This is a genomic window from Scardovia wiggsiae (genome assembly GCF_051045985.1).
Taxonomy (GTDB): domain Bacteria; phylum Actinomycetota; class Actinomycetes; order Actinomycetales; family Bifidobacteriaceae; genus Scardovia; species Scardovia wiggsiae.
The window spans coordinates 1,076,876-1,100,300 of the sequence record NZ_CP157350.1; the positions used below are offsets into that span (position 1 = coordinate 1,076,876).

Below are 23,425 nucleotides of genomic sequence, written 5' to 3' on the forward strand. Positions count from 1 at the left end.
ACGTCAACAATCACAGATAGAGTTTAAGTATGGAATTATTTTCTTCGCACAACGACGGCCAGGACCACAGTGCCGATACCTCAGGCCCGCGCGAAAGTTCACCGCTGGGATCTGATGTCACTGATCACAACAAGGAGCTCGCCGAGCGCATACGCAGACGTTTTTCACAAGGCCTCGTAGGGCAGGACGATCTCAGGGAATCTCTGATCATTACACTTGTTGCCGGAGGGCATATCCTTATCGAGTCTGTCCCCGGCCTTGCTAAGACTACAGCTGCACGGATCCTCGCATCATGCGTTTCCGGGTCCTTTAAGCGCATCCAATGCACCCCGGACCTTATGCCTTCCGATATCGTAGGCACACAAATATTTGATTTCGCCTCGCAGAAGATGGTCACACAGATTGGCCCTATCAATGCCAACATCGTCCTGCTTGATGAGATCAACCGCTCAAGCGCAAAAACCCAGTCGGCTATGCTTGAAGCTATGGCAGAAGGTGCAGCAACGATAGGCGGGGAACGGATATCCCTTCCTGACCCGTTCATGGTCATTGCCACTGAAAACCCGATTGAGGAAGAAGGGACTTACACCCTTCCGGAAGCCCAGATGGACCGTTTCACGATGAAGGCAGTCATGACGTATCCAAGCGATACGGATGAAGTCAGCATGCTGACCATGCTTTCAGGACAGAACAGCGATGTCCCCAGTACGGGCAGCGATCCTGAGACCAGCATCTCCCTGCAGGATGTGGCCTATCTGCGCCAGAATGCCCGTAAAGTCCATATCTCCCAGGCAGTCAAAGAGTATATCGTTGACCTTGTTGCCACAAGCCGCGGCGCAGGGCAACATCCTATTAACGGCCTTTCAACACTTGTCCGGCTCGGGGCGAGCCCGCGTGCATCTATTGCCCTGATGCGGGTAGCACAGGCACAGGCGCTGCTCAGCGGCCGCGATTACGTGATCCCGGAGGACATAAAGGCTTATGCCCATGATGTACTGAGACACCGTATCCTCATGACTTTTGAAGCATTGGCAGACGGGGTCGCCAGCGACCAGGTCATTGATTCCATCATTGAAACTGTCCCTGTCCCCTAGCCTGCCCTGCAATCCCCGCAGCCCCTGCTACAAGGAGTATCTATAATCAGCGAAATGACTATGCCTGACCATCCACATACAACGAACCCCCAGGCTTCCCAGGAGACCATACGGCGCAGGATCGAGGCGCTTGGTGCACGTTTATCGCTGCCTGCCGTCAAACGCGCGCTGGGGGTGCTTGAGGGTGAACATCAGTCTGTCCGCAGGGGGAACGGGTATGAATTCCTGGATATCCGCCCCTACACGGCAGGCGATGAGGCCCGCCTGATCGACTGGAAGGCAAGTGCGCGCGCAGGACGCCCCATGATAGCAGACAAGGAACAGAATGCTACCAGCCGGGTATGGATGCTGCTTGATTCCGGCGCGCAGATGACCGGGACCTGCACAAGCGGAGAAAGCCAGATGGAGGTGGCGCTGAACGCGCTGCGCATGTTCGCAGTGCTGTCGCTGCGCCGTTCAGATGAGCTGTCGGTCATCCTTGGGGATTCGGCACGCATCACCCGAATCCCGCTGACAGGCGGATATATGGCGTTTGACGATCTGGCTGAGCGTATTGCCCATATCCGCCTGACCAGGCCAGGGGACCTGTTTTCCCTTCTTGATTATGCCAAACGTATCCGCGACCGCCACGCGCTGATCGTTATTGCAACGGCACATACCGCATGGAGTGAAGAGGCTATAGAGGCAGCAGGAGTGCTCGCACAGACCCATCCCCTGATCGTAGTGGATATTGAGGCGATCAGCCCGTTCTCCGCCGCGCCGGATTTCGGTTCAGTCATTGACGCTGCCTCTAACCGTGCTATTCCTGCTTTTATGCGCGTTAAAGAACTGGATGACGATGTGCGGGTACGCAGGGAATTCATTTCCAAACTCCTTGAAGAGCGGCTGAGCCGCGCAGGCGCAGCAGTGCTGAATGCCGGCTCAAGCGAGGCGATGTTCACCGCTTTCATCCGCCGTATCTCGTCAGCACTTACCCGGGCGGGGAATGTCAACCTCCTGAAAAACACGCATACACAGATCCGGCAGGAGGAGATACCCACGCTATGAGATTCACACAGACCCCTGATCCGCTGCATTCTGCGGCACCGGCCATTATTGTGCTGTGCATTTGCATCATCGTTGCTGCTGCTGCCGGTACGCTGGCTGTTATCGGGAGTATGAAGCGCAAAGCCGTTTCGCCCCGGACAAAAACAGCTGGGCGCACGCATACCAGGTCGGAGTGGCAGACGCGCATCATTGCAGTACAGAAAGACCATGCCAGAGGGCTTCTTGACGATAAACAGGCCTACCATCGACTTTCTGTCCTGTCACGCCAGTTTGCATCAGAAAAGCTGGGTAAGGATGTTACTAAACATACTCTGGCAGAGCTGAAACGTGAAACGCCGGACAGAAACTCGAGGGACGGGTATCTGGTGCTCAGACAGACTGTTGAAGCCCTCTACCCGCCTGAATTTGCAAAAGCTGAATGGAACCCTGCAGCACAGAACGCATCTGTTGAAGAAGCTGCCCAATGGGTATCCGGGCTTATAGAAAGGTGGGGCGAATGAACACACCGGTCATATCATGGCAATGGCCTGCAGTCATTATCCTCACCATCCTGGTTTTTACCGCCGCTGTTATTGCCGCGGGCCTGTGGGCGCGGAGCAGATACCCCCGCAGGCCTGTTACCGGGCCCGGCACAGCTGAGGGGGATGCCGCAGGCGAAGGGGATGCAGGCGGAACTGCCCCTGATGATGCTGACGATAAGGCTGACGGGGATACTGATACCCCCAATGCCCGGCCGGCCGGCGCCAGGACAGGGAAACGGCAGAAAAAGCCTTCGGCATACTCATGGACAGTAAGTGATGACCTCCAGTCTGATATACCGTCCCAACGGTACAAACTATACAGGCGCCTCAGTTTCGCGGCGGCAATAGCCCTTGCAGCCATAAGCCTTATAACAGCCCTGCTGATGGGACGCCCTTCGACTGTGGACCGCAGGAACAGTACCTACGGGTCGCGGGATATTGTCCTGTGCCTCGACGTATCAGGATCAGCACTTGCTTATGACCGCCAGATCATTGCAGCCTATCTGACCCTGATTGACCGTCTGCAGGGCGACCGCATAGGCCTGAGTATTTTTGACTCCACCACACGTACGGTATTCCCGCTTACTGATGATTCCGACGTTATAGAAAGCCAGCTCAAACACGCTTTCGGAATATTGAAAAAAGTATCCTCCAGCGATTTCAATAATATTTCCCAAAAAGAATATGCGCAGATCCAGGACTGGCTTGAGGGCACGCGGAATATTACCAACTCTTCTTCACTTATTGGCGACGGCCTTGTCAGCTGCGCCCTCCAGCTTCCGCAGTTCTCCGTGAATGCAAACGGTTCGGCTGATAAAAAAGGATCTTCCCAGCGTGCCCGGTCGACCAGGAGCGCTTCTATCATCCTGGCGACTGACAATATAGAAGGCAAGTCGGGGACATACAGCCTTGAGCAGGCGGCCGGGCTTGTCAATAAATCGCATATTACCGTTGACGGCCTGTACGTCGGTTCCGCATCAAATACCCATTCGCCGAATGAATCACAGATGCGTACCCTTATCGAACGCTACGGCGGTTCCTTTACCAATATGAACACTACTCCGGATATCGGTTCGCTTGTACAGGCAATAGAAAGGACAAGCTCCGGGACCCGCCGGGACAGCCGCCAGTCTATAGTCGCCGATGCCCCGCAGGCGCTTATCATCATCCTTGTCCTGGCATTCGGCGGATATCTTGCCCTCACCTGGAGGTTACGCCGATGACAGCGACCCTTGCCCCTATGTTCGGGTGGATAGTTTCCCCGATCCTCGCCCTTATCCTTGTATGCCTCGCAGTTTTCACAGTTGCCCGGTACCGCAGTACTGCAGCGCCGCACAGCGAGATGACTGACACTACTGTCTGGGCTGTTGTGCGAAGGGTCCTGATGTGCCTTCTGCTGGCAATAATCATCCTCACCCCGGCACGGTACGTCCGCAATACTACGCAGGCGGTGAATGCTACAGATGTCTACATCGCAGTGGATACAACAGGATCTATGGCAGTAAACGATGCCCATTATAAAGGCGGGCAGTCGGTCACCCGGTTGAATGCAGCAAGCCGCGCAGTGAAAGATATTGCGCGGATGTACCCTGATGCCAGTTTCAGCGTTATCCGTTTCGGTGCCTCAACCAGTACAGACCTTCCGCTGACACCTGATTCCAACGCAGTCACGCAATGGGCCGATACATTGGCGACCGAGGCTACAGCAACTTCCCGCGGATCGAACCTGGATGCGCCGCTGGACAGCCTTATTGCATCCATGGCTAATACAAAAAAGGCCCATCCCGGTGATACCGTCGTGCTGTACTATATATCCGACGGGGAATCTACAGGGAGCCAGGCCCGCAGGACTTTTTCCGCACTGCGCAAATATGTGGATAATGCTGTCGTTGTTGGGGTAGGTTCTGCTGAGGGCGGCAAGGTGCCGCTAACCCAGGTTGGTGTCAAGGCTATGGATACACAGGATAATGCCAGCCAATGGGTCAAAGATCCGGCTACCGGCGAAGACGGCATTTCAAAACTGGACGAGGCAAGCCTGAAAAGCATTGCCGATGAACTTTCCGGCACATATATCCATATAACGCAGGAGCGGGGGGTCACCCTCCAGGATTCTGCAGGAGCTTCCCGCGATTACCGCCTCCGCACAGTAACCCGGCGGGCAGATTATACAGTCCCTATAATCTGGCCTTTCACTACCCTTTTCGCCCTCATCTTCGCATGGGAACTGGCAGCGTGGACCATTACTTCAAGGAGGATGCTATGACCGGCGTACCCAATCTCCAGTCAAAGCCAAAGTCCCGGCGGCACCTGCGGACACATGCACGGATGCCGCTTGCAACCCGGATAGCCCTGGGCATTATCGGAGCAGTGGCCCTGGCTGCAGCCGTTATAGCCGGCGTCAATATTTACACAGTATCGTCGTTCAATTCTGCTACCGGTTCCTTGCAGTCCAATATCGCCTCTTTCAATAAAAAACCTTCTCTTTCAAAGAAACAGCTAGATGATCTGGCAGCCAGCCAGAAAAATGTGGATGAATCATTCAAAGACTTGCAGAATAATTCGCTGCTCGCGGCACCGGGCTTAAAAAATTCTATCAGGCATAATGCCGACGTCTCACGCGCACTGACCCGTAAAATAGCAGATGCCCGGAAAGAGGGCACAGCAGCGGACCAGCAGGGCACGGCATCTTCACAGGAGCCTTCCGGCCGTCAGGATTCTGACAGTACTGAAGATAAAGAGGATGAGAAAAAAACACAAAAACTCCTGCGGCAGAACTCTACCGACCAGCAGGCGGCCCCCTCACCCGACAAGTCCCCACAGCCAACTGTGAAACCGTGGTAGCCTTCTGCTGTTTTGTCAAACAGTTTTTGCAGAGTGTTATCCACATCCGGCCACAGTGGCCGTAGAAGTTAAGGCAGACGGGCGCTGTATGCCACAATTTCCGTATGGCAAATAACACTTTTCCCCAGGATACCCCCTGCATAATCCCGAGGCCTTCTTACCCGCCGCTGATACCAGGCGCTGCGGGACAGCAGATGCCCTGCATCTGTATACGCGCAGGGATGGAACTGTCGCAGTTCGTCACTGACACAACGCAAAAAACACAAACACTTATGGAAAGGGTCCGGGCAGACATATCCGGCGCATACGCTATGGAATGGTCGGGAAAAGCAGGAGAATATTACCGTAAATCCCTGGCAGCCCTTCTGACAGAAGTATCGGCAGTAGGCTCCGCGATCCCTGCTGCACAGCATCTCTGCATACGGCCGTAGGAGGAGATCATGGCACAGCCGCATATAACTTCATATCTGTATGGAAGCGCCGCCTCTACAAGCATAGATATGCCTTCCCTCGTACGCTTTGCCGATGCTTTCAACCGGCATAGCGCGCAGCTGGCTGCACATTCGCGGATATGGGCATCGGCACAGTCTGTGATTGCATGCCAGCCTCTGCTTTCCCTGAGCCCGTTTACATCATGCCCGAAATACCCCAGCCTGGTCCGCGGGCCATTCTCGGATACGTTTCTAACTGTCCCAGCAATGCAGCCGTCGCCCATCGGAACTGGCGGTGCAGCATCCGGGATCCCGGGAGACAATACGCGGCTTCATACTTCTCTGCCGCTTGGCAGGATCATTGCAGCCTGCGAAAATAATTCTGCGCTGCTTGCCGGTTTTGGCCAAAAACTGAGCAGTATGGCAGACCGCGTAACCCGGGCCTACAGCACTTACTCACATGCTGAAGAAACAAGCAGCTCCATCATCTCAAAGCTGACAGGGCTTTTTACCGCGCTGTCGCCTACGAACAGTGCTCTGGGGATACTGGCATTGGGTGCTGCATCGGCAGGGGTCCATGGGATGACCGGCAAAGAGGGGTTCAATCCCATCCGGATCCTTACAGACAGCAACGCCTCCCATGAAGGCTTTATGTCAGGGCTGGCCAGCCGCCTTACCGGAGGAGGGACAGTGAGCGATGCTGCCTCAAAAGTCTCTTCCATAAGCGAACCTGTGATGAATGCCATACAGGGCAACAAACTGTCGATTACTGCGGTAAACCCTGAAAGCCGGCTATCCAAACCAAACGATATCGGCAGCTGCCTGGCCAATCAGGAACGGCTTGGCACGGGAGGACTGGGGACGGATTATGGGACTATTGCTATCCAGCGTTTTACCACGAAAGACGGGAAGCACAGCTGGCTTGTCACCATCCCCGGAACAGACGGGCATATGGATTCCCCTTTCGGATGGGCACAGAATGTAGACCTTATGAGCTCCGATGCGGGCCAGCGCGCCAAGGCCGACAGCGCCAGATACGTTATGGCAGCCATGAAACGGGCCGGTATACAGCCTTCTGACCCTGTAGCGCTCGTCGGACATTCTCAGGGAGGTATTGTGGCCGCCTCCATAGCAAGTGACCCGCAGCACGCTTTCAATGTAAAGCATGTTGTTACAGCAGGCTCGCCTATTGCGAACCACCCCATCCGCAAAGGCACATGGGTCACCAGCACCGAAGTGAACGATGAACTGATATCAAGCCTTGACGGCGCGCCTAACAGGCATGATGCTGAACACCTTACTGTCCGCGGCATCAGTTCGGACGCCGATACCGCAGCAGGGACTGCAACACGGGTAAAAGGCGCGCCATCCGCCAAAGAGCTGACACACGGGATGAACTATCAGCGTGCCGCCTGGCAGAATGCGCAGGAACTCCACAGCAATGACGTGGAACGCCACAACAGGCATTTTGCAGAAACTATCCGGGGCACCATGGATAAGCAGTACTACTTCCGGGGACGCCTGCATAAATAGGGTAAACAGGAGATCTGCGCGTTTATGCCTTAGCGTAATCTTGAACTATGAAGCTAACTGATATCAAACCTTCACTGGCTTTAAGCCCCCTGGATGGACGCTATCATAAGCAGACAGAACCATTGCTTGAGTATTTGAGCGAGGCCGCACTCAACCGTCAGAGGATAGCTGTAGAGATCGAGTGGATGATCCAGCTGGCTAATGGTACGCACGACAATGACAGCACCCCTGCTGTCCCCGGAGTTGATCCCCTCACCGCAGAGGAAATAAGCTATCTCAGGAGCATCCCCAAGGAGTTCGGACCGGACAGTATCAGGGAACTGGCTGAAATTGAAGCCGTTACACGCCACGATGTAAAAGCAGTCGAATACTATATAGGCCGCCGCCTTGATTCTGCAGAAAAAAGGCTCGGGCACAAGACCTCATTGACTCGCCTTAAACCCCTGGTACATTTTGCATGCACCAGCGAGGATATCAATAACCTGTCCTATGCCCTCTGTATCAAGCAGGCTGTAACCTGCGTATGGTCCCCGGCCTTTGAACGTATTATTGCTAAGCTTGACGCCGCAGCAGAACAGTATGCCGGCATGCCGCTTCTGAGCCTGACCCACGGCCAGCCTGCAACGCCCACGACCCTTGGGAAAGAGCTGGCAGTATATGTATACAGGCTAAACCGCCAGCGTACCGCTCTGGAAAACCAGGAATACATGGGAAAGATCAACGGCGCCACCGGGACATTCGGGGCGCACTACGCAGCTGTCCCCCAGACTGACTGGATCCGCATCAGCAGGGAATTCGTCGCCATCCGCTTAGGACTTACATGGAACCCCCTCACTACGCAGATAGAGCCCCACGACTGGCAGGCCGAACTGTACTCTACAGTCAGCCATATAAACCATATCCTTCACAACCTTGCAGTTGATATATGGATGTATATCTCACGCGGGACTTTCGTGCAGATCCCCGTTCAGGGGGCTACCGGCTCCAGCACTATGCCGCATAAAGTGAACCCTATACGTTTTGAAAACGCTGAAGCTAATTTTGAACTCTCATGCGCCCTGTTCGACTCCCTGAGCGCTACCCTCGTTGAGACCCGCTGGCAGCGCGACCTGACCGATTCCACGACCCAGCGCAACATAGGTTCGGCTTTTGGATACAGCCTCCTGGCTTTGGAAAACCTTGCCGGCGGCCTGGATTCCATCCACCCGCACAATGAAGCTATGGAACAGGAGCTCAACAGCAACTGGGAAGTCCTTGGCGAGCCTGTGCAGACTGCGATGCGCGCATGCGCGCTTACCGGGGCTGAAGGCATGGATAACCCTTATGAACGTGTCAAAGAGCTTATGCGCGGGAAAAAGATAGATAAACATGATGTTGAAAGCTTCATCTCAGCGCTTGGTTTCGATGAAGGAACAGCACGCAGGCTTTCCCGGCTCAGCCCTTCGGCTTATCTCGGTGCAGCAGAGCAGCTCGTCCCCCTGAAGCAGCAGTCTCTCAGGCCTTCAGACAGGCCTTCGGGTGACTGATCCCTGGCACAGCTGCATTACGGATATACCAGTTATTATTGCCAATTTTTTATATTAAGGATTCCGATGGTATCACGCGAAGATAAAACCGCTAAGGCGGAGTCCCCAGGGTTTCACGCCTCTGACAGTGTATCTGAGGATCCCATCAGCAACATACCGGATAACAGCGGCCTGGAGATCATGGATACCGTTTCCCTGCCGCAGACCCGCATTATCGATACCCCTCCTAAAAGGGTGCACGATCTGAACGACCTTCTGAACTGTATCCTCTGCATCATAGCTTCACTGCTTGTCCTCCTTGCCTCCATGCGGCTGCAGGGGCTGGCCCATGGAGTTGAAAATGATGTGCGGAATTTCGGCAATCTGATAGATAACTGGCTGTATGCGGTCCCCCTGTCCCTTCTCCAGCAGCTGGTGACAGTCGGGATAATAATTGCTGTCCTTATCCAGCTGGTCTTCAAAAATGAATGGCAGCAGCTCGCAGTAAGCACTTTCTCCCTGATACTCGGCTTCGCAGCAGCTTACGGGGCAGCCAGGGTTATCACGCTGGTCCATGACCCGCTGCTCCTTTACCAGCTCAGTTCCCTTGACGGTGTTATCCCGGTCGTCTTTTCGGCACTCGCTGCATTCCTTACTGCTTCAGGCCCGCGCAAAATGCATCAGAGCGTCAAATGGGGCTGGAACCTCACCATCACACTCGGGCTCATCCTTATCATGCTTTCCGCTGATTCCCTTATAGGAGTACTCTTCGCCGTCCTCATAGGGCGCGCGGCCGGCCTCCTCGTACGTTTTGCAGCAGGGACCCTCAACGTTGGCGTATGGGGTAAAGGCGTTATTGAAGCCCTGAAAAACGTCGGCCTGGAGATACGCACCCTGCGAAGCCGCACATACACACTGGAGCGGCCTGATACATCGCTGCGCGTATCCCGCCAGACGGCAAGCCTGGACGACGATCTCACGCTCAATTCGCGCTTATACGACGCTGTAGATGCACAGGGCGTCCGCTACACCGTATCGGTCCTTGATGAACGCCGCCATTCCGCCGGATACCTGCGCCAGCTTTTCCAGTGGTTCCAGATGTCGAATCTTGCCACACGGCATGACCGCACTGTAAGGGTGACATGCCACCATCATCTTGATATGCTTCTCGGGCTGCGCAATACAGGGCTGGCAACTATCCTCCCTTACGGTGTAACGGATGCCCAGGAGTCCGGGATTCTCGTATACTATAAAGATTCCCAGCTCCACGAATGCGACTGGGGTTCCGTCACCGACAGCGATGTTATCAACTCTATGGAATATCTGGAAAAGGCCAATTCACGCGGATATACGCACCGCAGGATCACCCCTGCCAACCTGGTGCGCGACGATGGAGGCAATCTTATCCTCGCCGGCTGGGATAACGGGGATTTCGCAAGCGCTTCTACGAATGTGAGCCTTGACAGGGCTCAACTCCTGGCAGCCTTTGCCGTAAAGATCGGCGTACAGCGGACTGTTTCCTGCGCCGCCGCCGCCTGGGGCAGGGATTATGTATATACTCTCGTCCCCTTCATCCAGAGGGCGGCCATCCCCCTGGAAACACGGCAGGACCCCTCATGGAGCCGTTCCGCCCTCAAAGACCTGCGTACCCGGATCAACGCCCTGATCCCTGAAGAAGAGGCAGAAAACACAGAGACTATTACGCTCGCCCGTTTCAATGTACGTAATTTCGTAGGCGTCGTCCTGCTTGTTATTGCAGCTGTAGTGGTATTCAGCCAGCTGAATCCGACTGAAATGGCTAAGGCTGTTTCCAGCGCCAACCCATGGATGGCACTGCTGTGCTTCGCTCTCGGTGCTGCCCTCCCATGGGCAGCCACTTCCCTGTCATTGGGGGTTTTTGTCGATAAGGGCAAGCGGCACCTGGCTCCTTTATTCCTTTCCCAGGTCATGCAGGGGTTCACGGCGGTCACCATGCCGGCAGGGGTAGGGCCGGCCTTTGTCAACCTGCAGTATCTGCGTAAAGCCGGGTATAAAAATACCCCTGCAACCGCAATAATGAGCGCAGTCGTAGCAATACAGGTAACAACGACGACCCTCCTGCTCATCATTATCGGCATTTTCACCGGGCGCACTACTCTGTCAGGGGTCATCCCCACAGGGACGATCGCCATAGTCCTGGGCATCGCAGGGTTTGGCATCGCCCTAGTCATGGCAATCAAGCCTTTAAGGAAACTGGTCCTGTCAAAATTCGTCCCGACGATCAAATCGTACGGCCATGAACTGGCAGCGCTTATTACGCAGCCTAAAAAGCTCCTGGCCTGCGCCTCAGGATCAGTCCTGCAGAATATGGGCTTAGGGCTGGCATTCTGGTGCGCCCTGAAGGCATTCGGGTACACCGCCAATCCTATAGAAACAACATTCGTTTTCCTCATCGCGAACACACTCGGATCCGCCGTCCCTACCCCCGGCGGGCTGGGAGCCATTGAAGCGGCGCTGAGCCTCGCATTTTCCGGCATCGGGGTGCCCTCAAGCATCGCATTATCCGCTACCCTGCTGTTCAGGGTTATGACATACTGGCTTCGTATACCGCTGGGTGCGCTCGCCATGCAGTGGCTCAATAAGCATGATTTGATTTAATTATCAGATGATATTAAGTTACAAATGTGTAATTTTCACATTAATTTTAAGAAAAATAGGCGTTTTTCGGCTTTTCAAGTCGCTTTTTTCCACTTAATACGGTAGTATCTAAAGTGTCCGCTGAGTCGGGCATCCTGCCTGACTCCCTGATAAAAAAGGATGTATAACCATTATGGCATACAACAAGTCTGATCTCGTAGCAAAGATTGCCCAGAAGACGAGCCTCACCAAGGCACAGTCCGAGGCTGCTATCAATGCTTTCCAGGAAGTCCTCGTAGAATCTCTCGAGTCCGGCGAAGGCCTTCGCCTTACCGGTGTCCTTTCCGCTTCCCGTGTAAAGCGTGCAGCCCGCACCGGCCGCAATCCTCGTACTGGCGAGACCATCAAGATCCCTGCAGGATATGGTGTAAAGCTCCAGGCCGGCTCCCTTCTCAAGAAGGCAGTTGCCTAAGTAATCGGATCTTTTGCGATCTTTATAATACAGCCCCGGGTATGCGCCCGGGGCTTTCTGCATTTTCTGTTGCTATGCAGCCGCCTATGCTTCCACAACCGCATATACAAATTCATCACGGCGGACATTCCCAGGCAAAAGAGGCATCAGGACATCATGTATCCGTCCGATCCTGCGCATACCAAGCTTCTGCATAACCCTGCCGGATGCAGGGTTCCCCACGAAATGCCGCGCCAGGACAGCCCGCAGCCCCAGCCTGCCGAAGCAATGGCTTTTGACAGCCTCACCTGCTTCAGCAGCAAAGCCGTTCCCCCAATACGGCTCACCGATCCAATAGCCGAGTTCGCGCGCACAGTCCGGATGCGCTGCAACCTCCCCTAGGGCCGATACGCCTTCCCGAGGGATATCTATCTCCATAAATTCCCCGCCTGCCGGGGCACCGCTGCGTAAACCCTCCGCAAGGAAACTGCGGGTATCGGACGATACAGGGTGGAAGTCGATACTCCCGATCGGCTTGCCCGTTTCCTTAAGGACAATCGCAAAAGTATGCGGATTATCCAGGATATCACGGATTATCCGCGCACTTTCCTCTGCACTCTTATGTGGTGCCCAGCCGCACATCTCCCCGACAGTAGGGTTTGAGGCATACCTGAAAAGTTCAGATGCTTCCGCCTCATCATCGGCTTTCCAGGGCCGCAGGGTCAGGTGTGAGGTCTCAAACCTATGGATGCCGGTCCGCATCCCCATGATTACACCTCCAGATACGGCTGCAGCTCATCGGTAAGGAGCCCATTGGATGCAACAATATTGTTATTGGCGTACCAGTTTATCTCAGTATCATCCCATTGGCGCAGGCGGGCGCCGGACTCCCACACTACGACGCTCCCGGCCGACACTGCAGGGATATCCCAATGATGGAGGGAAGGCTCAAAATAAGCATCATATGTGCCGTCGGCCACTTTGCACAGATCCAGCGAAGTAGGCCCTATACGCTTGATATCTGCAGGCATGCCGGCAATAGCGGCCACTGTTTCTATTGCCCTGCGGGATTCATGGGCAAAATATGACATGCCGAAACTTACAACAGACCCTTTAAGACCTGCTGTCGTTGTTGGCACAATACGTTCACGTTTGACGCCGGACGGCGTGCGCCGGATACGGATAGCGCCTTCGCCCCGCGCAGCAAGATATGTGATATTCAGCGCCGGGGCATGGACTATCCCCAGGATTGGGTAGGCGACGCCCTGATCATTGATCTCAAAAAGCGACAGCGTTAAAGTCCACTCAGCCATATCCCTGGCAAAATTAATGGCCCCATCAACTTTTCCGATAGACCAGTAGTGCCCTCCCGGATGCCGGTCATTGCCGGCCTCCTCCCAGTAACCGTCAAATGGCCCGATAGAATCGACCTTATGCCTCATAAAAGTCAGGATATCCTCATCAACTGACGCCGTTATAAGCTGGCTGCCCTGATCGGCGCCTGACTGCAAACTTTCCTTTGTGCTGAAGGTACGCGGCGATATCTGTACCTGCAAAGCATGTTCTCCTGCTTCAACAATTGCTTCATGCAACCGTTGCGCAATAATGCGCAGCTCCATAATCTCTGTTCCTGTTGTTTTATGATTTACTTTTGTCTATATATTTATATGGTGTATAGTACAACCTTCGTGCTACCAGTTTCAGCCGCATGTTGCAGCCCGCCGGATTGCAGCCTGTCCCAAATATCCCTTATACCGCAGCGGGTGAAAACCCGCGTGTCCATATTGCGCCCGGCGCTTCTGCGGGGTAATCTTTTCACAAATATAACAGTTTACAGATCTTATTCTGCAGGAGGGACAGTATGACGGAGACTGCCGATACCACACAGGACAGCGCTGAAGCCGTCGCCTACTTTGCAGGCGGCTGCTTCTGGGGGCTTGAAGAATATTTCCGCCGCATCAGCGGTGTAACGGCTACACGGGCAGGATACGCCCAGTCGAAAACGGACAGCCCTTCTTATGAAGAAGTATGCTCCGGCAGGCCTGATGCCGCTGAAACCGTGGAAGTGTCTTACGATCCCTCAATAGTAAGCCTAACAACGCTGACACGGCTTTTTTATGATATTATCGATCCGTTTTCCGTGGACCGGCAAGGCAATGACCATGGCAGGCAATACCGTACCGGGCTGTACTCCAACCCTGCAAACCCTTCATACGCCAGCGATATGGCAGTGTTCCATGCAGTGGATGCACAGGTGGAAGCACGCCATGGGCACAAAACAGCGGTAGAGATCAGCCCTCTGAAGAACTTCTATCCTGCTGAAGCGTATCATCAGGGTTATCTTGAAAAGAACCCCGGAGGCTACTGCCATATTGATCCGATGAAAATCGCCCAGGTATCGAAACGTCAGAAGTACATTGACCGCATCTATGAGCTTGACGACCTCCAGTATGCCGTTACCCAGGAAGCGGCTACTGAGCAGCCTTTTGCCAACGCCTACGACGAGACCTTTGAACCGGGCATTTATGTAGATATTGTCAGCGGCGAACCGCTTTTTGCTTCGGATGCGAAATATGATTCCGGCTGCGGATGGCCCGCTTTCGGACGGCCGATCAGCCCGGGATCCCTTGCCGAGCGCGCTGACTATACGGTCCCGGGGCGGGAACGGACCGAAGTGCTTGCCGTCAGCAGCGGTATCCACCTCGGGCATGTATTCAATGACGGACCCCGGGAATTCTCCGGAGTACGGTATTGCATCAATTCCGCTTCGCTGCGTTTCATCCCCCTCTCCCATATGGAAGAAGAAGGGTATGGAGAGTACAGTGCGCTTGTCAGCAGACAGGAGGAAAGCAGGCAGGGAACCGGTGGGCCAGACGAAAAGGGAGAGGCCGTTGAAAACAGGGAAAGCGGGCAGGACGGGCAGGCATAAGGGCAACAAAACAGAGGTATCCAAGGGATACAGACGAACATAGGCTGGCAGCAGGGAATGGGATCCCGCCAGTCTGTCCTGATTGCACTACAGTATCTCCGGGATCTTCCCGCTGCGCAGCCGGCGCCGGGCTATATCCATACACACTGCGCCCAGCATAGCCCATACCGCTGTGTGGATAAGCTCAATAAGCACCGCTTGGACAAAAGCACCGGAGCCAGCAACGGCCTGGATGATGGAAGATACCGGGAAGAATCTGAGCACTGTGCCGGATCCCCACGGATAATAGTGCAGCGGCACTACAGTACCCGCTGTTACAGGCAGGAGCATGCTGACCGCATTCGATACAGCATACGGGTCAGGAAGCAGCAGGCCAATACCTGATGTAAACAGGCCTAATGCTGCCCCAACGGCCAGTGCTGCCGGGACAGCGGCGAGGGACAGCATCAGGGCAGCCGTATTATGATGCGTATCAAAAGCAAACACCCCAATAAAAGGTATGATACCCATCGCAAGCCCCGCTGCGCAGGCTGTCGCCGAGATACCTGCCCAGTAGGCCGTATCGAACCTCCTGCGCTGTATGACTTCCTGGAGTACACCGGCTGCCCGTGCATAAACGATGCTCTGGTCCATAAATGACATCGTTGTGACAGCTATCCCCAGCAGGGCGCTCGCATAACCTATACGCACAAGGTTGTCGGCATTAAGGCTTGACCCTAACAGGAGGGAAAAGAGGATATCAAAAAGCGGGATAATAATGATGCCCACTATCGCAGAAGCCCTGGTAGCCAATATTGCCGAAGCACTGCGGCTTATCCGGATCACGGTACGCAGCCTGTCCATCAGATCACCTCTATTGTTCCGGTACGGCGCATAACCCTGAACGCATACCGTGCAGTGAACGCTGCTGCAGCGATCCATACTGCGGTGACAGCTGCACACGTTATGCCTCCGGAAAACATCGCACGCGGAGCCCCGTACGAATACAGGAACCTTGCGGCAGATGCGGTCGGCAGGATAAAAATTGCCCCGGATCCCAGCACCCGGTATACCGGCGAACTTACAGCAAATACACCGGAAAAGAACAGTGCCGGGACAAGGATAAGCCCTTCAAATATCAGAGCCTGCGGTGTTATCACCGATATCAGGGCCATGAAAAGCGTGATGGACAATGTAGCCGCCCATAGCAGGATAACGCCTGCTGCGAGCTGCGGCAGATGCTGCAGAAGGAACATGGGTGCTATCCCCGACTTCCCGGGGATAAGCCATACTATGCATGATATTGGGAAAGCGAGCAGGCTGAACGTTGATACACTGGACACAAGCGCCAGCAGGGTCACAGCTGCATTCTGACGGCTGGAGACCAGGTACACAAGGGTACCCTTCATCCGTTCAAAACCGACGATTCCCGCGGCCGATATGGAAGAAGTCCACATACCGATCATCCCCGAACGGAGGAAGCATTCGTATGCGCTGCTGTGCCATGCCATGACACCCAGACGCTGGACTACTGAAGCACTGAGTGTTGCAACGACTACAGTCTGCACAAAATATCCTGTGCCGGCGAACTGTCTGAGTTCAAACCCGGCAATGCGCAAAAAACGGCGGAGCCTCATGCTTCTATCCCCTTTCTCCGGAAGATGCTGCCGATACCGCCGGGCTCTGCCCCATCTCGGCGATAGCAAGGAAGGCGTCCTCAAGATTCGCCGGACGGGTCAGAAGGTCGTCAGCAGATGTACAGCCGGCAATTGCGCCACACCGCTGCGCAACCCTTCCCGCCGCTGCAGAATGCCACATGACTGTTACACGCCACTGGCTGCCCACTGCCCTATGCATAATAAAACCGTCGTTATCCACTAGCCGCGAAATGTCGTCCAGCCCGAAACTGCCAGACGGGGTAAAGGTAAAAGTAGTAGTCCGGGATATATCCGCATACCGCGCCACATCATCAAGGGAGCCGGATACGCGGACAGCCCCGCGGTCGATCACCACAAAGCGGTCCGCGAGCTCCTCAGCTTCTTCCATAGAGTGTGATGTCAGCAGGATACCCACTCCGCTGTCCGCCACAGACCGTATGAGTCCGCGGATCTTCAGGGCAATATCGGGATCGAGGCCGGTCGTAGGCTCATCCAGCAGGAGCAGCTCCGGGCTGCCTAAAAGCGCCCTCGCGATATGCAGGCGCTGGCGCTGCCCGCGGGACAGCTCGTACGCTTTCCTGTTTTCCATATCGCCGAGTGAAACAAGTTCAAGGGTCCGGCGGACTTCAGCCTGCCGTTCACGTGAACTGACGCCGGCCAGGTCCGCGAAAAACAGCAGGTTATCCTTCAGCGTCGAGCGCGGGTAAAAACCGCCGCTGCCGCCAAGCATAAGGCCTATATGGGAACGGGCTTCCCGCGGCGATGTGCGGGTATCTATCCCGGCAACATGTATCTGCCCTGATGTGGGGTCAAGCAGGGTGGAACACATTTTAACTGTGGTCGTTTTGCCTGCACCGTTAACGCCGATAAGGCCCAGTATCTCGCCGGGATGCAGCTTAAACGAAACATCCCGGACAGCCTGCACTGCACCTTTATTGAAACTGCGGGATACATTATCCAGCTCCAGGACAGCCTGTCCGGAAAACTGCCCGAAATCCCGGACAGGGGCCCTGCCGTCTTTGCTATGTATATCTTGTATATCTTTATGCATATATTGCTCTTCTGGCATATTACTAACTCCCGATGGCTATTATCCTATGCTTCCGGCCACCGCAACTAAACTGCTGATAAAGAATGAATTGAAACCCGGCAATCAGCCTGAAGGGCTATCTGATATCTTCATATAATGAAATATAGGAAAACAGGTATGCTTCGCACTGCTGCACCTCCGCACAGCAAGACCATCACAACTGATGATAACACATATATATCCAGAACAGGCTGTCATGCGTGTTATCCCTTCACCAGGCTGATGCAGCGGTATCCCCCTGATCCGCAGTTGCCTGAGCCGGGTAGAATAGCACATAACAGAAAATAGACAGATACCGGCAGGCATCGTGGACTGAAAGCAGCATATGGAAACTGATACACAGGCAGCCGTAACCGTTTCAACTGATGGGAGCGCCCTGGCCAACCCTAACGGCCCTATGGGGTGGGCATGGGCGGAGCACAGCAGCGGTTCCGCATCCCCCGCATCTTCAACAGGCAGCAGCAGCGACTGCGGAGGGGCTCCCAACGGGACAAACCAGATAGGCGAACTGTGCGCTGTCCTGCAGGCCCTGCGTACACATCAGGGAGAGTATCCGCTCCTTATCGAAACAGATTCACAGTACGCCATCAACTGTTCAACAACATGGGTTGCCGGCTGGAAAAAGAACGGCTGGAAAAATTCCAGGCATGAGCCTGTAAAAAATTCTGAACTTATCATGGCTATTGATGCCGAAATAACAAACCGCAGAGGGCCGGTAAAATTCAAGTGGGTAAAAGGCCATGCAGGGAACCCATACAATGAGAAGGTTGACGGGCTCGCACGCGGCTACGCTGAAAAATGCCGTACAGGAAACGCCGACGGATATCTCCCCTACGAAGGCTGGCAGTCCCTGATCAGCTCTGAGTACGGCAGCGGGATACATATGCCTGAAGACGCTGCACAGGTATCAGATACGGGATCTGCTGCACCCGATACCCGCTTTCCTGCTGACAATGCCGGCACCTCTTCTGCAGAAAGCACTTCTATAAAAGGAGCCTCCCCTATAAGTACAGAGGACAGTGAGTCACTGGTCAGAGAGATCATTGACTCATTTGCCGCTGCAACACAGCAGTTCAACGCTGCTGCCGAGCGCCTCAAAGATTCATATGAGCGTATGGACAGCGCTGCAGCGAAACTCGACGAAACTATCCGCCGCATTGACGATGGTACTTGGGATAATGGCAGGCAGAATACCTTGTTCTAGCGGCTGCAGGACGCGACAGCGCAGAGACCCGAGAAACACAGGGCCTGCTGCAGGATATGAAGCAGGCTTCGCCGGGACTCAGCCCCGCATAAGAACGGTAACCGCATACTGACCATAATACGATTCCAAAGGAGCACTATGGATAAAGAAACACAGGATAAACTGAAGAAAGCAGCCGGTATAGAGGCGGCACGACTGATCCGGGACGGTATGGTTGCCGGCCTCGGCACCGGTTCCACTGTAAAATTCCTCGTGGATGAACTGGGCCGCCGGACACAGGAAGAAGGCCTTAAATTCACCGGTGTGACGACATCGCGCCGCACGCAGGAGCAGGCTGAAGGCTATGGGATAAAAATCATCGATATCGATGATGCAGACCATATCGATATCACTATTGACGGTGCCGATGAAGTGGATAAGGATTTCAACGGCATCAAAGGCGGCGGCGCAGCACTCCTATGGGAAAAGATCGTTGCCGTCAATTCCAATAAAATCGTATGGATCGTTGACCGGTCCAAAGTTGTTGACACGATAGGCGCGTTCCCCCTGCCCGTAGAAGTTATCCCCTTCGGGGCAGGCCACGTGATTGCACAGTTCAAAAAGCGCGGATATAAGCCCGTACTCCGGCTCGATGCCCAGGGGGAGCCGGTCCGTACCGATGAAAAAAACTACATTGTTGACCTTCATCTTGGACGTATTGAGAACCCGAAGGAGCTTGCCGGGGACCTTATCACTACGGTCGGCGTCGTAGAGCACGGGCTTTTCCTCAATATGGTGGATACTGTTATCGTAGGCGATCCTGCCGGCCCGCGGGTCATGCAGAATCCGGATAAAGCCTGATACCGCATCCTGATACTGCGTACACAGCGGTTATATAAATAATGGATGATGCCCCTCCGCAGAGGGGCATCATCCATATAAAACCATCTGTTGAAAGAAGGCAAAAGCGCCTTCAGGCGCCCACACTACTTACGCTGGTGACGAGTCTTACGCAGCATTTTGCGGTGCTTCTTTTTGCTCATCCGCTTGCGACGCTTCTTGATGACAGAACCCATCAGAGCCTCCGTTTCCTATTTGACACAACTTTCAGTATCCTACTCCTGTTGGCGGACACGCGCACTGCAGCAGAACACACGGCCTGAGCCTATCCGCACTATTCCAGCAATCCACATGGCGGGCAGGGCTGCCTGCATGCTGTTTTCCGTCAGTACCCAAACTTATCGAAGAAATCAGTCATCTGGGCTTTCGGCCCCGACAGCTGGAACAGTACAGAAGAGTTCTGTTCAATAACAATCGCATTCCGGGTATTTTTCTGATCTTCATGGGCAATATAAGATCCGGTCTGGGCACCATTGACAGACACATTCCCCTGGGCGATCTGCGTGCCTCTGAGCTGGCCCGTCAGGCTCTGATACTGCTTGAGGGCATAATCGGATGTAGACCACTGGGCAACTGTGACAGTTATATCCTGCCCGGCCTGGCCATTCGAATAGACTGCCTTATATTCTTCGATCGGCTGGGAAGATTCCCAATCCGTTGTTTTTTCAACACTCTGGCGGGCATACGCCCCGGCAGTATCGGGCAGCACAGTCTTTACCAGCACTGAAGATCCGTCAGGCAATGCTTTAGCCGGAACAGTAGGGGTTGCGGCAGCGGAAGAAACAGGCCTGGAGCCGCCGCCAATCACACCGCTTTTTTTCAGCGCCCAGCCCGGCCATACGAATGCGCTCAGTACAGCAAGGATAACGATCACTATAGCGGCAACAAGGACGATGACCCTGTTCCGGTGGGATATATGGCGGGACTGGGCATCTGCCTCACTGCCGGAAACGCCGTCGCCATCAGTGCTGCGGCTGGGACCTTCCTGTGCCGTATTACCCTGAGGATCCCTTGGAAAGCCCTTCTCCGAGCCTGTCTGGCCATCATAGCTGTCCTGCCGGGCGGCTTCATTCCGGCTATGGCCTTCCTGCACCGTCTGCCCGCGCATAGCCATGCCTTCAAAAGGGCTGCTGTCTTGCTGCTCGTTACTCATACCTTTTATTTTCGCACGCATTCGGGACTCTGCAGCAGGGTTTCTGCATAGCCCGCCCCTTTTGCCGCCGGAATGTCTTTATACATCAGTAGCGTGCAGACTATGGCGAAAACTGCACCACAGTACGTCTGCTCGGAATGCGGATGGAACGGCTCAAAATGGTATGGGAGATGCCCCAGCTGCGGCGAATGGGGCACTATAGAAGAGTTCCATGAACCCAAAATCAAGGCCTCTCCCCGCTCAGGCAGCGGCACACGGCCTATGCTTACCGACACCGAAAAAGGCAGCATACTGCGCCCCGTTACGGATACAGGCCTGGAGGATGTTATCCGCATACCCACCGGCTTCACCGAATTTGACCGCGTCCTTGGAGGCGGCATCGTGCCCGGCGCTGTGATCCTGCTGGCCGGGGAACCAGGGATCGGCAAATCGACGCTCCTGCTGGAAACAGCAGGGAATATTGCACAGTCGCTGTACAGTACCGGCAAAAAGGTCCTTTATATTTCCGGGGAGGAATCCCTGGGGCAGATACGCATGCGGGCACGGCGCATCGGGACTGTTGTCAGCAACCTCCTCCTGGCCTCTACCACTGACCTGGGGACTGTTATCGCCCTCATCGAACAGGAAAAACCTGCACTGGCTATCGTTGATTCGGTCCAGACTATATCAAGCGCGGATACTGACGGCATCCTTGGAGGGAATACCCAGGTGCGTGAAGTGGCAGCTTCAGTTATCGAATGTGCAAAAACGCTGGATATCCCCATACTCCTGGTCGGGCATGTGACCAAAGACGGCTCTATCGCGGGCCCGCGCACCCTTGAGCATCTTGTAGACGTGGTATGCCAGTTTGAAGGCGACAGCCAGACAGCACTGCGTCTCCTGCGCAGCCTGAAAAACCGTTTCGGCCCGACAGATGAAGTAGGCTGTTTCGATATGAGCGGCGAAGGGATAGAAGAAGTTTCCGACCCGAGCGGCCTGTTTGTGAGCGATTCGGAAGAAACCCCGGCAGGCACATGCGTGACATTCATTGTTGACGGACACAGGAGCCTTCCCATTGAGATACAGGCACTGGCCACATCTTCTGTCCTTCCTTCCCCGCGCAGGGCAACGAACGGGATCGACTACAACCGTCTGGCAATGATCATAGCAGTACTGCACAGGCATGCAAAAATATCCCTGCTGAATAATGATATCTATGTATCGACTATAGCAGGCGGATCTGCGCGGGAACCGGCATGCGACCTGGCTATTGCCGCCGCCCTTGCAAGCGCGGCAAAGGGGGTCCCCGTTCCCCGTACTACCGTATGTATAGGCGAGATATCACTGACCGGGCAGATACGCCCCGTTACCCGTATGGCAAACCGTCTGCGCGAAGCTGCACGCATGGGGTTCACCTCAGCCGTCATCCCGCGCCATCGGAAAGGATCGCCATGGAAACAGGTAGACGGCATGGACTTTATCGAAGTATCGTCAGCCGCTGAGGCACTCGCACAGCTGGGTATCTGACTGCCTGCCCAGTATTATCCATTACTGCCATTACTGCCGGTTATTTGAATTCCCCTGGCCGGTACCATTATCCTGTGCAGGGCTGTCCTGCGTACCGGGTTCAGAGGAAGGTGCTGGTACCGCAGGCTGCGTAACAATCACAGGGACTTTTGCTGACCGTATTGATGGGTCATCTTTGATATATGTGTATGCGGTATATGTCCCCGGCTGCACATTTTCCAGTGCGCTGTCGGGCTTGCAGGACGACTGGGCAGCTTTTGTACCCCAGCTTATTTTTTGGGTATCCACATCTTTATCTGTCATCAGCAGCATCCTGGCGCTGCTCTCGCATATATCGGAGCGCCACACGACCGTATTGCCCGATGCAACAGCGAGGACCCTTGAACCGTTCGCCGCATCAATAAGGCAGTCCCTCTGCCCTTTGTGGGCTACACTCACGTTGAAAACTGCCGTTCCGCCGGATTCCACCGTGCTCTGCTGCACGCTGAGGCTTAATTCCAGATCAGATGCCGTGCAGTCGGGGATACCGGAAAGCTTGCTTTTCTCTGTACGGTGTACTGACTGCCCCTCAGATGCAGCAGACGAAGAAGCCCGCGGTTTTGCTTCCTGTACCGTTGATGCCGCACTGTGCCGCCTCGACAGTGTCCGTGCTATTGCCACCCCGCTCCATACTGCTGCGGCAATAACCGCTGCCAGGACAATAACAGCTATGATCCGGCGCCGCAGATAGACCCTGCGCATCTCAGCTTTAGACAGCCTGCGCCCGGAGCCTCGTGAACGTCTCCCTGAAGTACGTCCCGGACCCGAGCTGCTCTGCCATGCTGAATGTGTTGAATCTTTCCACGTCGCCATATATACCAGTTTATGCGAAAATACAGAGAAAACCGTATCCTGCGGGAATACTTACAGCCATTCCACATGGAGGCACAAAGGCATGCCGCATATCCCCTGCTTCCGGAATTGGAGGGATTGCAGTACGGGTTCCTGT

23 protein-coding genes are annotated in these 23,425 nt (G+C 54.7%); 15 read left to right on the plus strand and 8 right to left on the minus strand.

The genetic code is table 11. The features are described 5' to 3' along the window. The first annotated feature begins 29 nt into the window (after positions 1 to 29). From ABKA16_RS04545 to ABKA16_RS04595, 11 genes are all read left to right on the plus strand, one after another. The gene (locus tag ABKA16_RS04545; RefSeq protein WP_007148117.1) at positions 30 to 1,094 is read left to right on the plus strand and encodes an AAA family ATPase; all 1,065 of its coding nucleotides are present in this window, start codon (positions 30 to 32) and stop codon (positions 1,092 to 1,094) included. A gap of 60 nt (positions 1,095 to 1,154) precedes the next feature. Next, entirely contained in the window at positions 1,155 to 2,141 is a 987-nt protein-coding gene (locus ABKA16_RS04550) for a DUF58 domain-containing protein (RefSeq protein ID WP_231198105.1), read from the plus strand. Continuing rightward, positions 2,138 to 2,641, plus strand: a complete 504-nt coding sequence (locus ABKA16_RS04555; RefSeq protein WP_007148115.1) for a hypothetical protein — start codon at positions 2,138 to 2,140, stop codon at positions 2,639 to 2,641. The genes ABKA16_RS04550 and ABKA16_RS04555 overlap by 4 nt, the downstream gene beginning before the upstream one ends. After that, positions 2,638 to 3,885, plus strand: coding sequence for a vWA domain-containing protein (locus tag ABKA16_RS04560; RefSeq protein WP_007148114.1), 1,248 nt, complete (start codon positions 2,638 to 2,640; stop codon positions 3,883 to 3,885). The genes ABKA16_RS04555 and ABKA16_RS04560 overlap by 4 nt, the downstream gene beginning before the upstream one ends. Continuing rightward, positions 3,882 to 4,925 carry a vWA domain-containing protein gene (locus ABKA16_RS04565; RefSeq protein ID WP_007148113.1) on the plus strand — a complete coding sequence of 348 codons (1,044 nt, stop codon included), beginning with the start codon at positions 3,882 to 3,884 and terminating at the stop codon, positions 4,923 to 4,925. Before ABKA16_RS04560 ends, ABKA16_RS04565 begins: the two co-directional genes overlap by 4 nt. After that, complete coding sequence (locus tag ABKA16_RS04570; protein ID WP_007148112.1) at positions 4,922 to 5,503, plus strand: DUF6466 family protein; 582 nt, start codon at positions 4,922 to 4,924, stop codon at positions 5,501 to 5,503. The genes ABKA16_RS04565 and ABKA16_RS04570 overlap by 4 nt, the downstream gene beginning before the upstream one ends. A gap of 104 nt (positions 5,504 to 5,607) precedes the next feature. Continuing rightward, the gene (locus ABKA16_RS04575) at positions 5,608 to 5,934 is read left to right on the plus strand and encodes a hypothetical protein (protein ID WP_017147373.1); all 327 of its coding nucleotides are present in this window, start codon (positions 5,608 to 5,610) and stop codon (positions 5,932 to 5,934) included. Between the two features lie 9 nt (positions 5,935 to 5,943). Further along, positions 5,944 to 7,467, plus strand: a complete 1,524-nt coding sequence (locus tag ABKA16_RS04580) for an esterase/lipase family protein (RefSeq protein WP_007148110.1) — start codon at positions 5,944 to 5,946, stop codon at positions 7,465 to 7,467. Between the two features lie 47 nt (positions 7,468 to 7,514). Further along, positions 7,515 to 8,993 carry an adenylosuccinate lyase gene (gene purB, locus ABKA16_RS04585; protein WP_381000488.1) on the plus strand — a complete coding sequence of 493 codons (1,479 nt, stop codon included), beginning with the start codon at positions 7,515 to 7,517 and terminating at the stop codon, positions 8,991 to 8,993. 66 nt (positions 8,994 to 9,059) lie between these two features. Continuing rightward, positions 9,060 to 11,609: a lysylphosphatidylglycerol synthase transmembrane domain-containing protein gene (locus tag ABKA16_RS04590; RefSeq protein ID WP_381000486.1), complete on the plus strand. Its 2,550-nt coding sequence runs from the start codon at positions 9,060 to 9,062 to the stop codon at positions 11,607 to 11,609. 172 nt (positions 11,610 to 11,781) lie between these two features. Further along, a complete protein-coding gene (locus tag ABKA16_RS04595) occupies positions 11,782 to 12,060 on the plus strand; it encodes an HU family DNA-binding protein (RefSeq protein ID WP_007148107.1) in 279 nt (92 codons plus the stop codon). A gap of 84 nt (positions 12,061 to 12,144) precedes the next feature. Here the strand turns inward: ABKA16_RS04595 and ABKA16_RS04600 are convergent, their stop codons facing one another. Further along, positions 12,145 to 12,807 carry a GNAT family N-acetyltransferase gene (locus tag ABKA16_RS04600; protein WP_381000483.1) on the minus strand — a complete coding sequence of 221 codons (663 nt, stop codon included), beginning with the start codon at positions 12,805 to 12,807 and terminating at the stop codon, positions 12,145 to 12,147. Positions 12,808 to 12,809: 2 nt separating this feature from the next. Next, positions 12,810 to 13,658, minus strand: a complete 849-nt coding sequence (locus ABKA16_RS04605; protein WP_381000481.1) for an inositol monophosphatase family protein — start codon at positions 13,656 to 13,658, stop codon at positions 12,810 to 12,812. A 242-nt stretch (positions 13,659 to 13,900) separates the two neighbouring features. On the opposite strand from ABKA16_RS04605, the gene msrA reads away from it, so the two are divergent. Then, entirely contained in the window at positions 13,901 to 14,968 is a 1,068-nt protein-coding gene (msrA, locus tag ABKA16_RS04610) for a peptide-methionine (S)-S-oxide reductase MsrA (RefSeq protein ID WP_381000479.1), read from the plus strand. Between the two features lie 87 nt (positions 14,969 to 15,055). Here the strand turns inward: msrA and ABKA16_RS04615 are convergent, their stop codons facing one another. Genes ABKA16_RS04615 through ABKA16_RS04625 form a run of 3 tightly spaced genes read right to left on the minus strand, consistent with a single transcriptional unit; the run spans position 15,056 to position 17,674 of the window. Beyond that, positions 15,056 to 15,811: a hypothetical protein gene (locus ABKA16_RS04615; protein WP_381000478.1), complete on the minus strand. Its 756-nt coding sequence runs from the start codon at positions 15,809 to 15,811 to the stop codon at positions 15,056 to 15,058. Beyond that, positions 15,811 to 16,584 carry a multidrug ABC transporter permease gene (locus ABKA16_RS04620; RefSeq protein WP_381000476.1) on the minus strand — a complete coding sequence of 258 codons (774 nt, stop codon included), beginning with the start codon at positions 16,582 to 16,584 and terminating at the stop codon, positions 15,811 to 15,813. Before ABKA16_RS04620 ends, ABKA16_RS04615 begins: the two co-directional genes overlap by 1 nt. A gap of 4 nt (positions 16,585 to 16,588) precedes the next feature. Continuing rightward, entirely contained in the window at positions 16,589 to 17,674 is a 1,086-nt protein-coding gene (locus tag ABKA16_RS04625; RefSeq protein ID WP_381000474.1) for an ABC transporter ATP-binding protein, read from the minus strand. A gap of 346 nt (positions 17,675 to 18,020) precedes the next feature. Between ABKA16_RS04625 and ABKA16_RS04630 the strand changes: the two genes are divergently transcribed. Continuing rightward, the gene (locus ABKA16_RS04630; RefSeq protein ID WP_381000472.1) at positions 18,021 to 18,899 is read left to right on the plus strand and encodes a ribonuclease H family protein; all 879 of its coding nucleotides are present in this window, start codon (positions 18,021 to 18,023) and stop codon (positions 18,897 to 18,899) included. A gap of 138 nt (positions 18,900 to 19,037) precedes the next feature. After that, the gene (gene rpiA / locus ABKA16_RS04635; RefSeq protein ID WP_381000470.1) at positions 19,038 to 19,739 is read left to right on the plus strand and encodes a ribose-5-phosphate isomerase RpiA; all 702 of its coding nucleotides are present in this window, start codon (positions 19,038 to 19,040) and stop codon (positions 19,737 to 19,739) included. A 125-nt stretch (positions 19,740 to 19,864) separates the two neighbouring features. Here the strand turns inward: rpiA and ABKA16_RS04640 are convergent, their stop codons facing one another. Continuing rightward, positions 19,865 to 19,954, minus strand: coding sequence for a 30S ribosomal protein bS22 (locus tag ABKA16_RS04640; RefSeq protein ID WP_003817716.1), 90 nt, complete (start codon positions 19,952 to 19,954; stop codon positions 19,865 to 19,867). Positions 19,955 to 20,103: 149 nt separating this feature from the next. Beyond that, positions 20,104 to 20,931 (minus strand): hypothetical protein, encoded by an 828-nt coding sequence (locus ABKA16_RS04645; RefSeq protein WP_381000466.1) that lies wholly within the window; start codon positions 20,929 to 20,931, stop codon positions 20,104 to 20,106. A gap of 102 nt (positions 20,932 to 21,033) precedes the next feature. Between ABKA16_RS04645 and radA the strand changes: the two genes are divergently transcribed. Then, on the plus strand, positions 21,034 to 22,437 hold the full coding sequence (gene radA, locus ABKA16_RS04650; protein ID WP_381000464.1) for a DNA repair protein RadA: 1,404 nt from the start codon (positions 21,034 to 21,036) through the stop codon (positions 22,435 to 22,437). A gap of 30 nt (positions 22,438 to 22,467) precedes the next feature. On the opposite strand, the gene ABKA16_RS04655 is transcribed toward radA, so the two are convergent. Then, entirely contained in the window at positions 22,468 to 23,289 is an 822-nt protein-coding gene (locus tag ABKA16_RS04655) for a hypothetical protein (protein WP_381000462.1), read from the minus strand. Positions 23,290 to 23,425 lie beyond the last annotated feature (136 nt).

Coding starts and splice junctions, on each gene's coding strand:
- ABKA16_RS04545 (WP_007148117.1), top strand. CDS start 30: ATGGAATTATTTTCTTCGCACAACGACGGCCAGGACCACAGTGCCGAT.
- ABKA16_RS04550 (WP_231198105.1), top strand. CDS start 1,155: ATGCCTGACCATCCACATACAACGAACCCCCAGGCTTCCCAGGAGACC.
- ABKA16_RS04555 (WP_007148115.1), top strand. CDS start 2,138: ATGAGATTCACACAGACCCCTGATCCGCTGCATTCTGCGGCACCGGCC.
- ABKA16_RS04560 (WP_007148114.1), top strand. CDS start 2,638: ATGAACACACCGGTCATATCATGGCAATGGCCTGCAGTCATTATCCTC.
- ABKA16_RS04565 (WP_007148113.1), top strand. CDS start 3,882: ATGACAGCGACCCTTGCCCCTATGTTCGGGTGGATAGTTTCCCCGATC.
- ABKA16_RS04570 (WP_007148112.1), top strand. CDS start 4,922: ATGACCGGCGTACCCAATCTCCAGTCAAAGCCAAAGTCCCGGCGGCAC.
- ABKA16_RS04575 (WP_017147373.1), top strand. CDS start 5,608: ATGGCAAATAACACTTTTCCCCAGGATACCCCCTGCATAATCCCGAGG.
- ABKA16_RS04580 (WP_007148110.1), top strand. CDS start 5,944: ATGGCACAGCCGCATATAACTTCATATCTGTATGGAAGCGCCGCCTCT.
- purB (WP_381000488.1), top strand. CDS start 7,515: ATGAAGCTAACTGATATCAAACCTTCACTGGCTTTAAGCCCCCTGGAT.
- ABKA16_RS04590 (WP_381000486.1), top strand. CDS start 9,060: ATGGTATCACGCGAAGATAAAACCGCTAAGGCGGAGTCCCCAGGGTTT.
- ABKA16_RS04595 (WP_007148107.1), top strand. CDS start 11,782: ATGGCATACAACAAGTCTGATCTCGTAGCAAAGATTGCCCAGAAGACG.
- ABKA16_RS04600 (WP_381000483.1), bottom strand. CDS start 12,807: ATGGGGATGCGGACCGGCATCCATAGGTTTGAGACCTCACACCTGACC.
- ABKA16_RS04605 (WP_381000481.1), bottom strand. CDS start 13,658: ATGGAGCTGCGCATTATTGCGCAACGGTTGCATGAAGCAATTGTTGAA.
- msrA (WP_381000479.1), top strand. CDS start 13,901: ATGACGGAGACTGCCGATACCACACAGGACAGCGCTGAAGCCGTCGCC.
- ABKA16_RS04615 (WP_381000478.1), bottom strand. CDS start 15,811: ATGGACAGGCTGCGTACCGTGATCCGGATAAGCCGCAGTGCTTCGGCA.
- ABKA16_RS04620 (WP_381000476.1), bottom strand. CDS start 16,584: ATGAGGCTCCGCCGTTTTTTGCGCATTGCCGGGTTTGAACTCAGACAG.
- ABKA16_RS04625 (WP_381000474.1), bottom strand. CDS start 17,674: ATGCCAGAAGAGCAATATATGCATAAAGATATACAAGATATACATAGC.
- ABKA16_RS04630 (WP_381000472.1), top strand. CDS start 18,021: ATGGAAACTGATACACAGGCAGCCGTAACCGTTTCAACTGATGGGAGC.
- rpiA (WP_381000470.1), top strand. CDS start 19,038: ATGGATAAAGAAACACAGGATAAACTGAAGAAAGCAGCCGGTATAGAG.
- ABKA16_RS04640 (WP_003817716.1), bottom strand. CDS start 19,954: ATGGGTTCTGTCATCAAGAAGCGTCGCAAGCGGATGAGCAAAAAGAAG.
- ABKA16_RS04645 (WP_381000466.1), bottom strand. CDS start 20,931: ATGAGTAACGAGCAGCAAGACAGCAGCCCTTTTGAAGGCATGGCTATG.
- radA (WP_381000464.1), top strand. CDS start 21,034: ATGGCGAAAACTGCACCACAGTACGTCTGCTCGGAATGCGGATGGAAC.
- ABKA16_RS04655 (WP_381000462.1), bottom strand. CDS start 23,289: ATGGCGACGTGGAAAGATTCAACACATTCAGCATGGCAGAGCAGCTCG.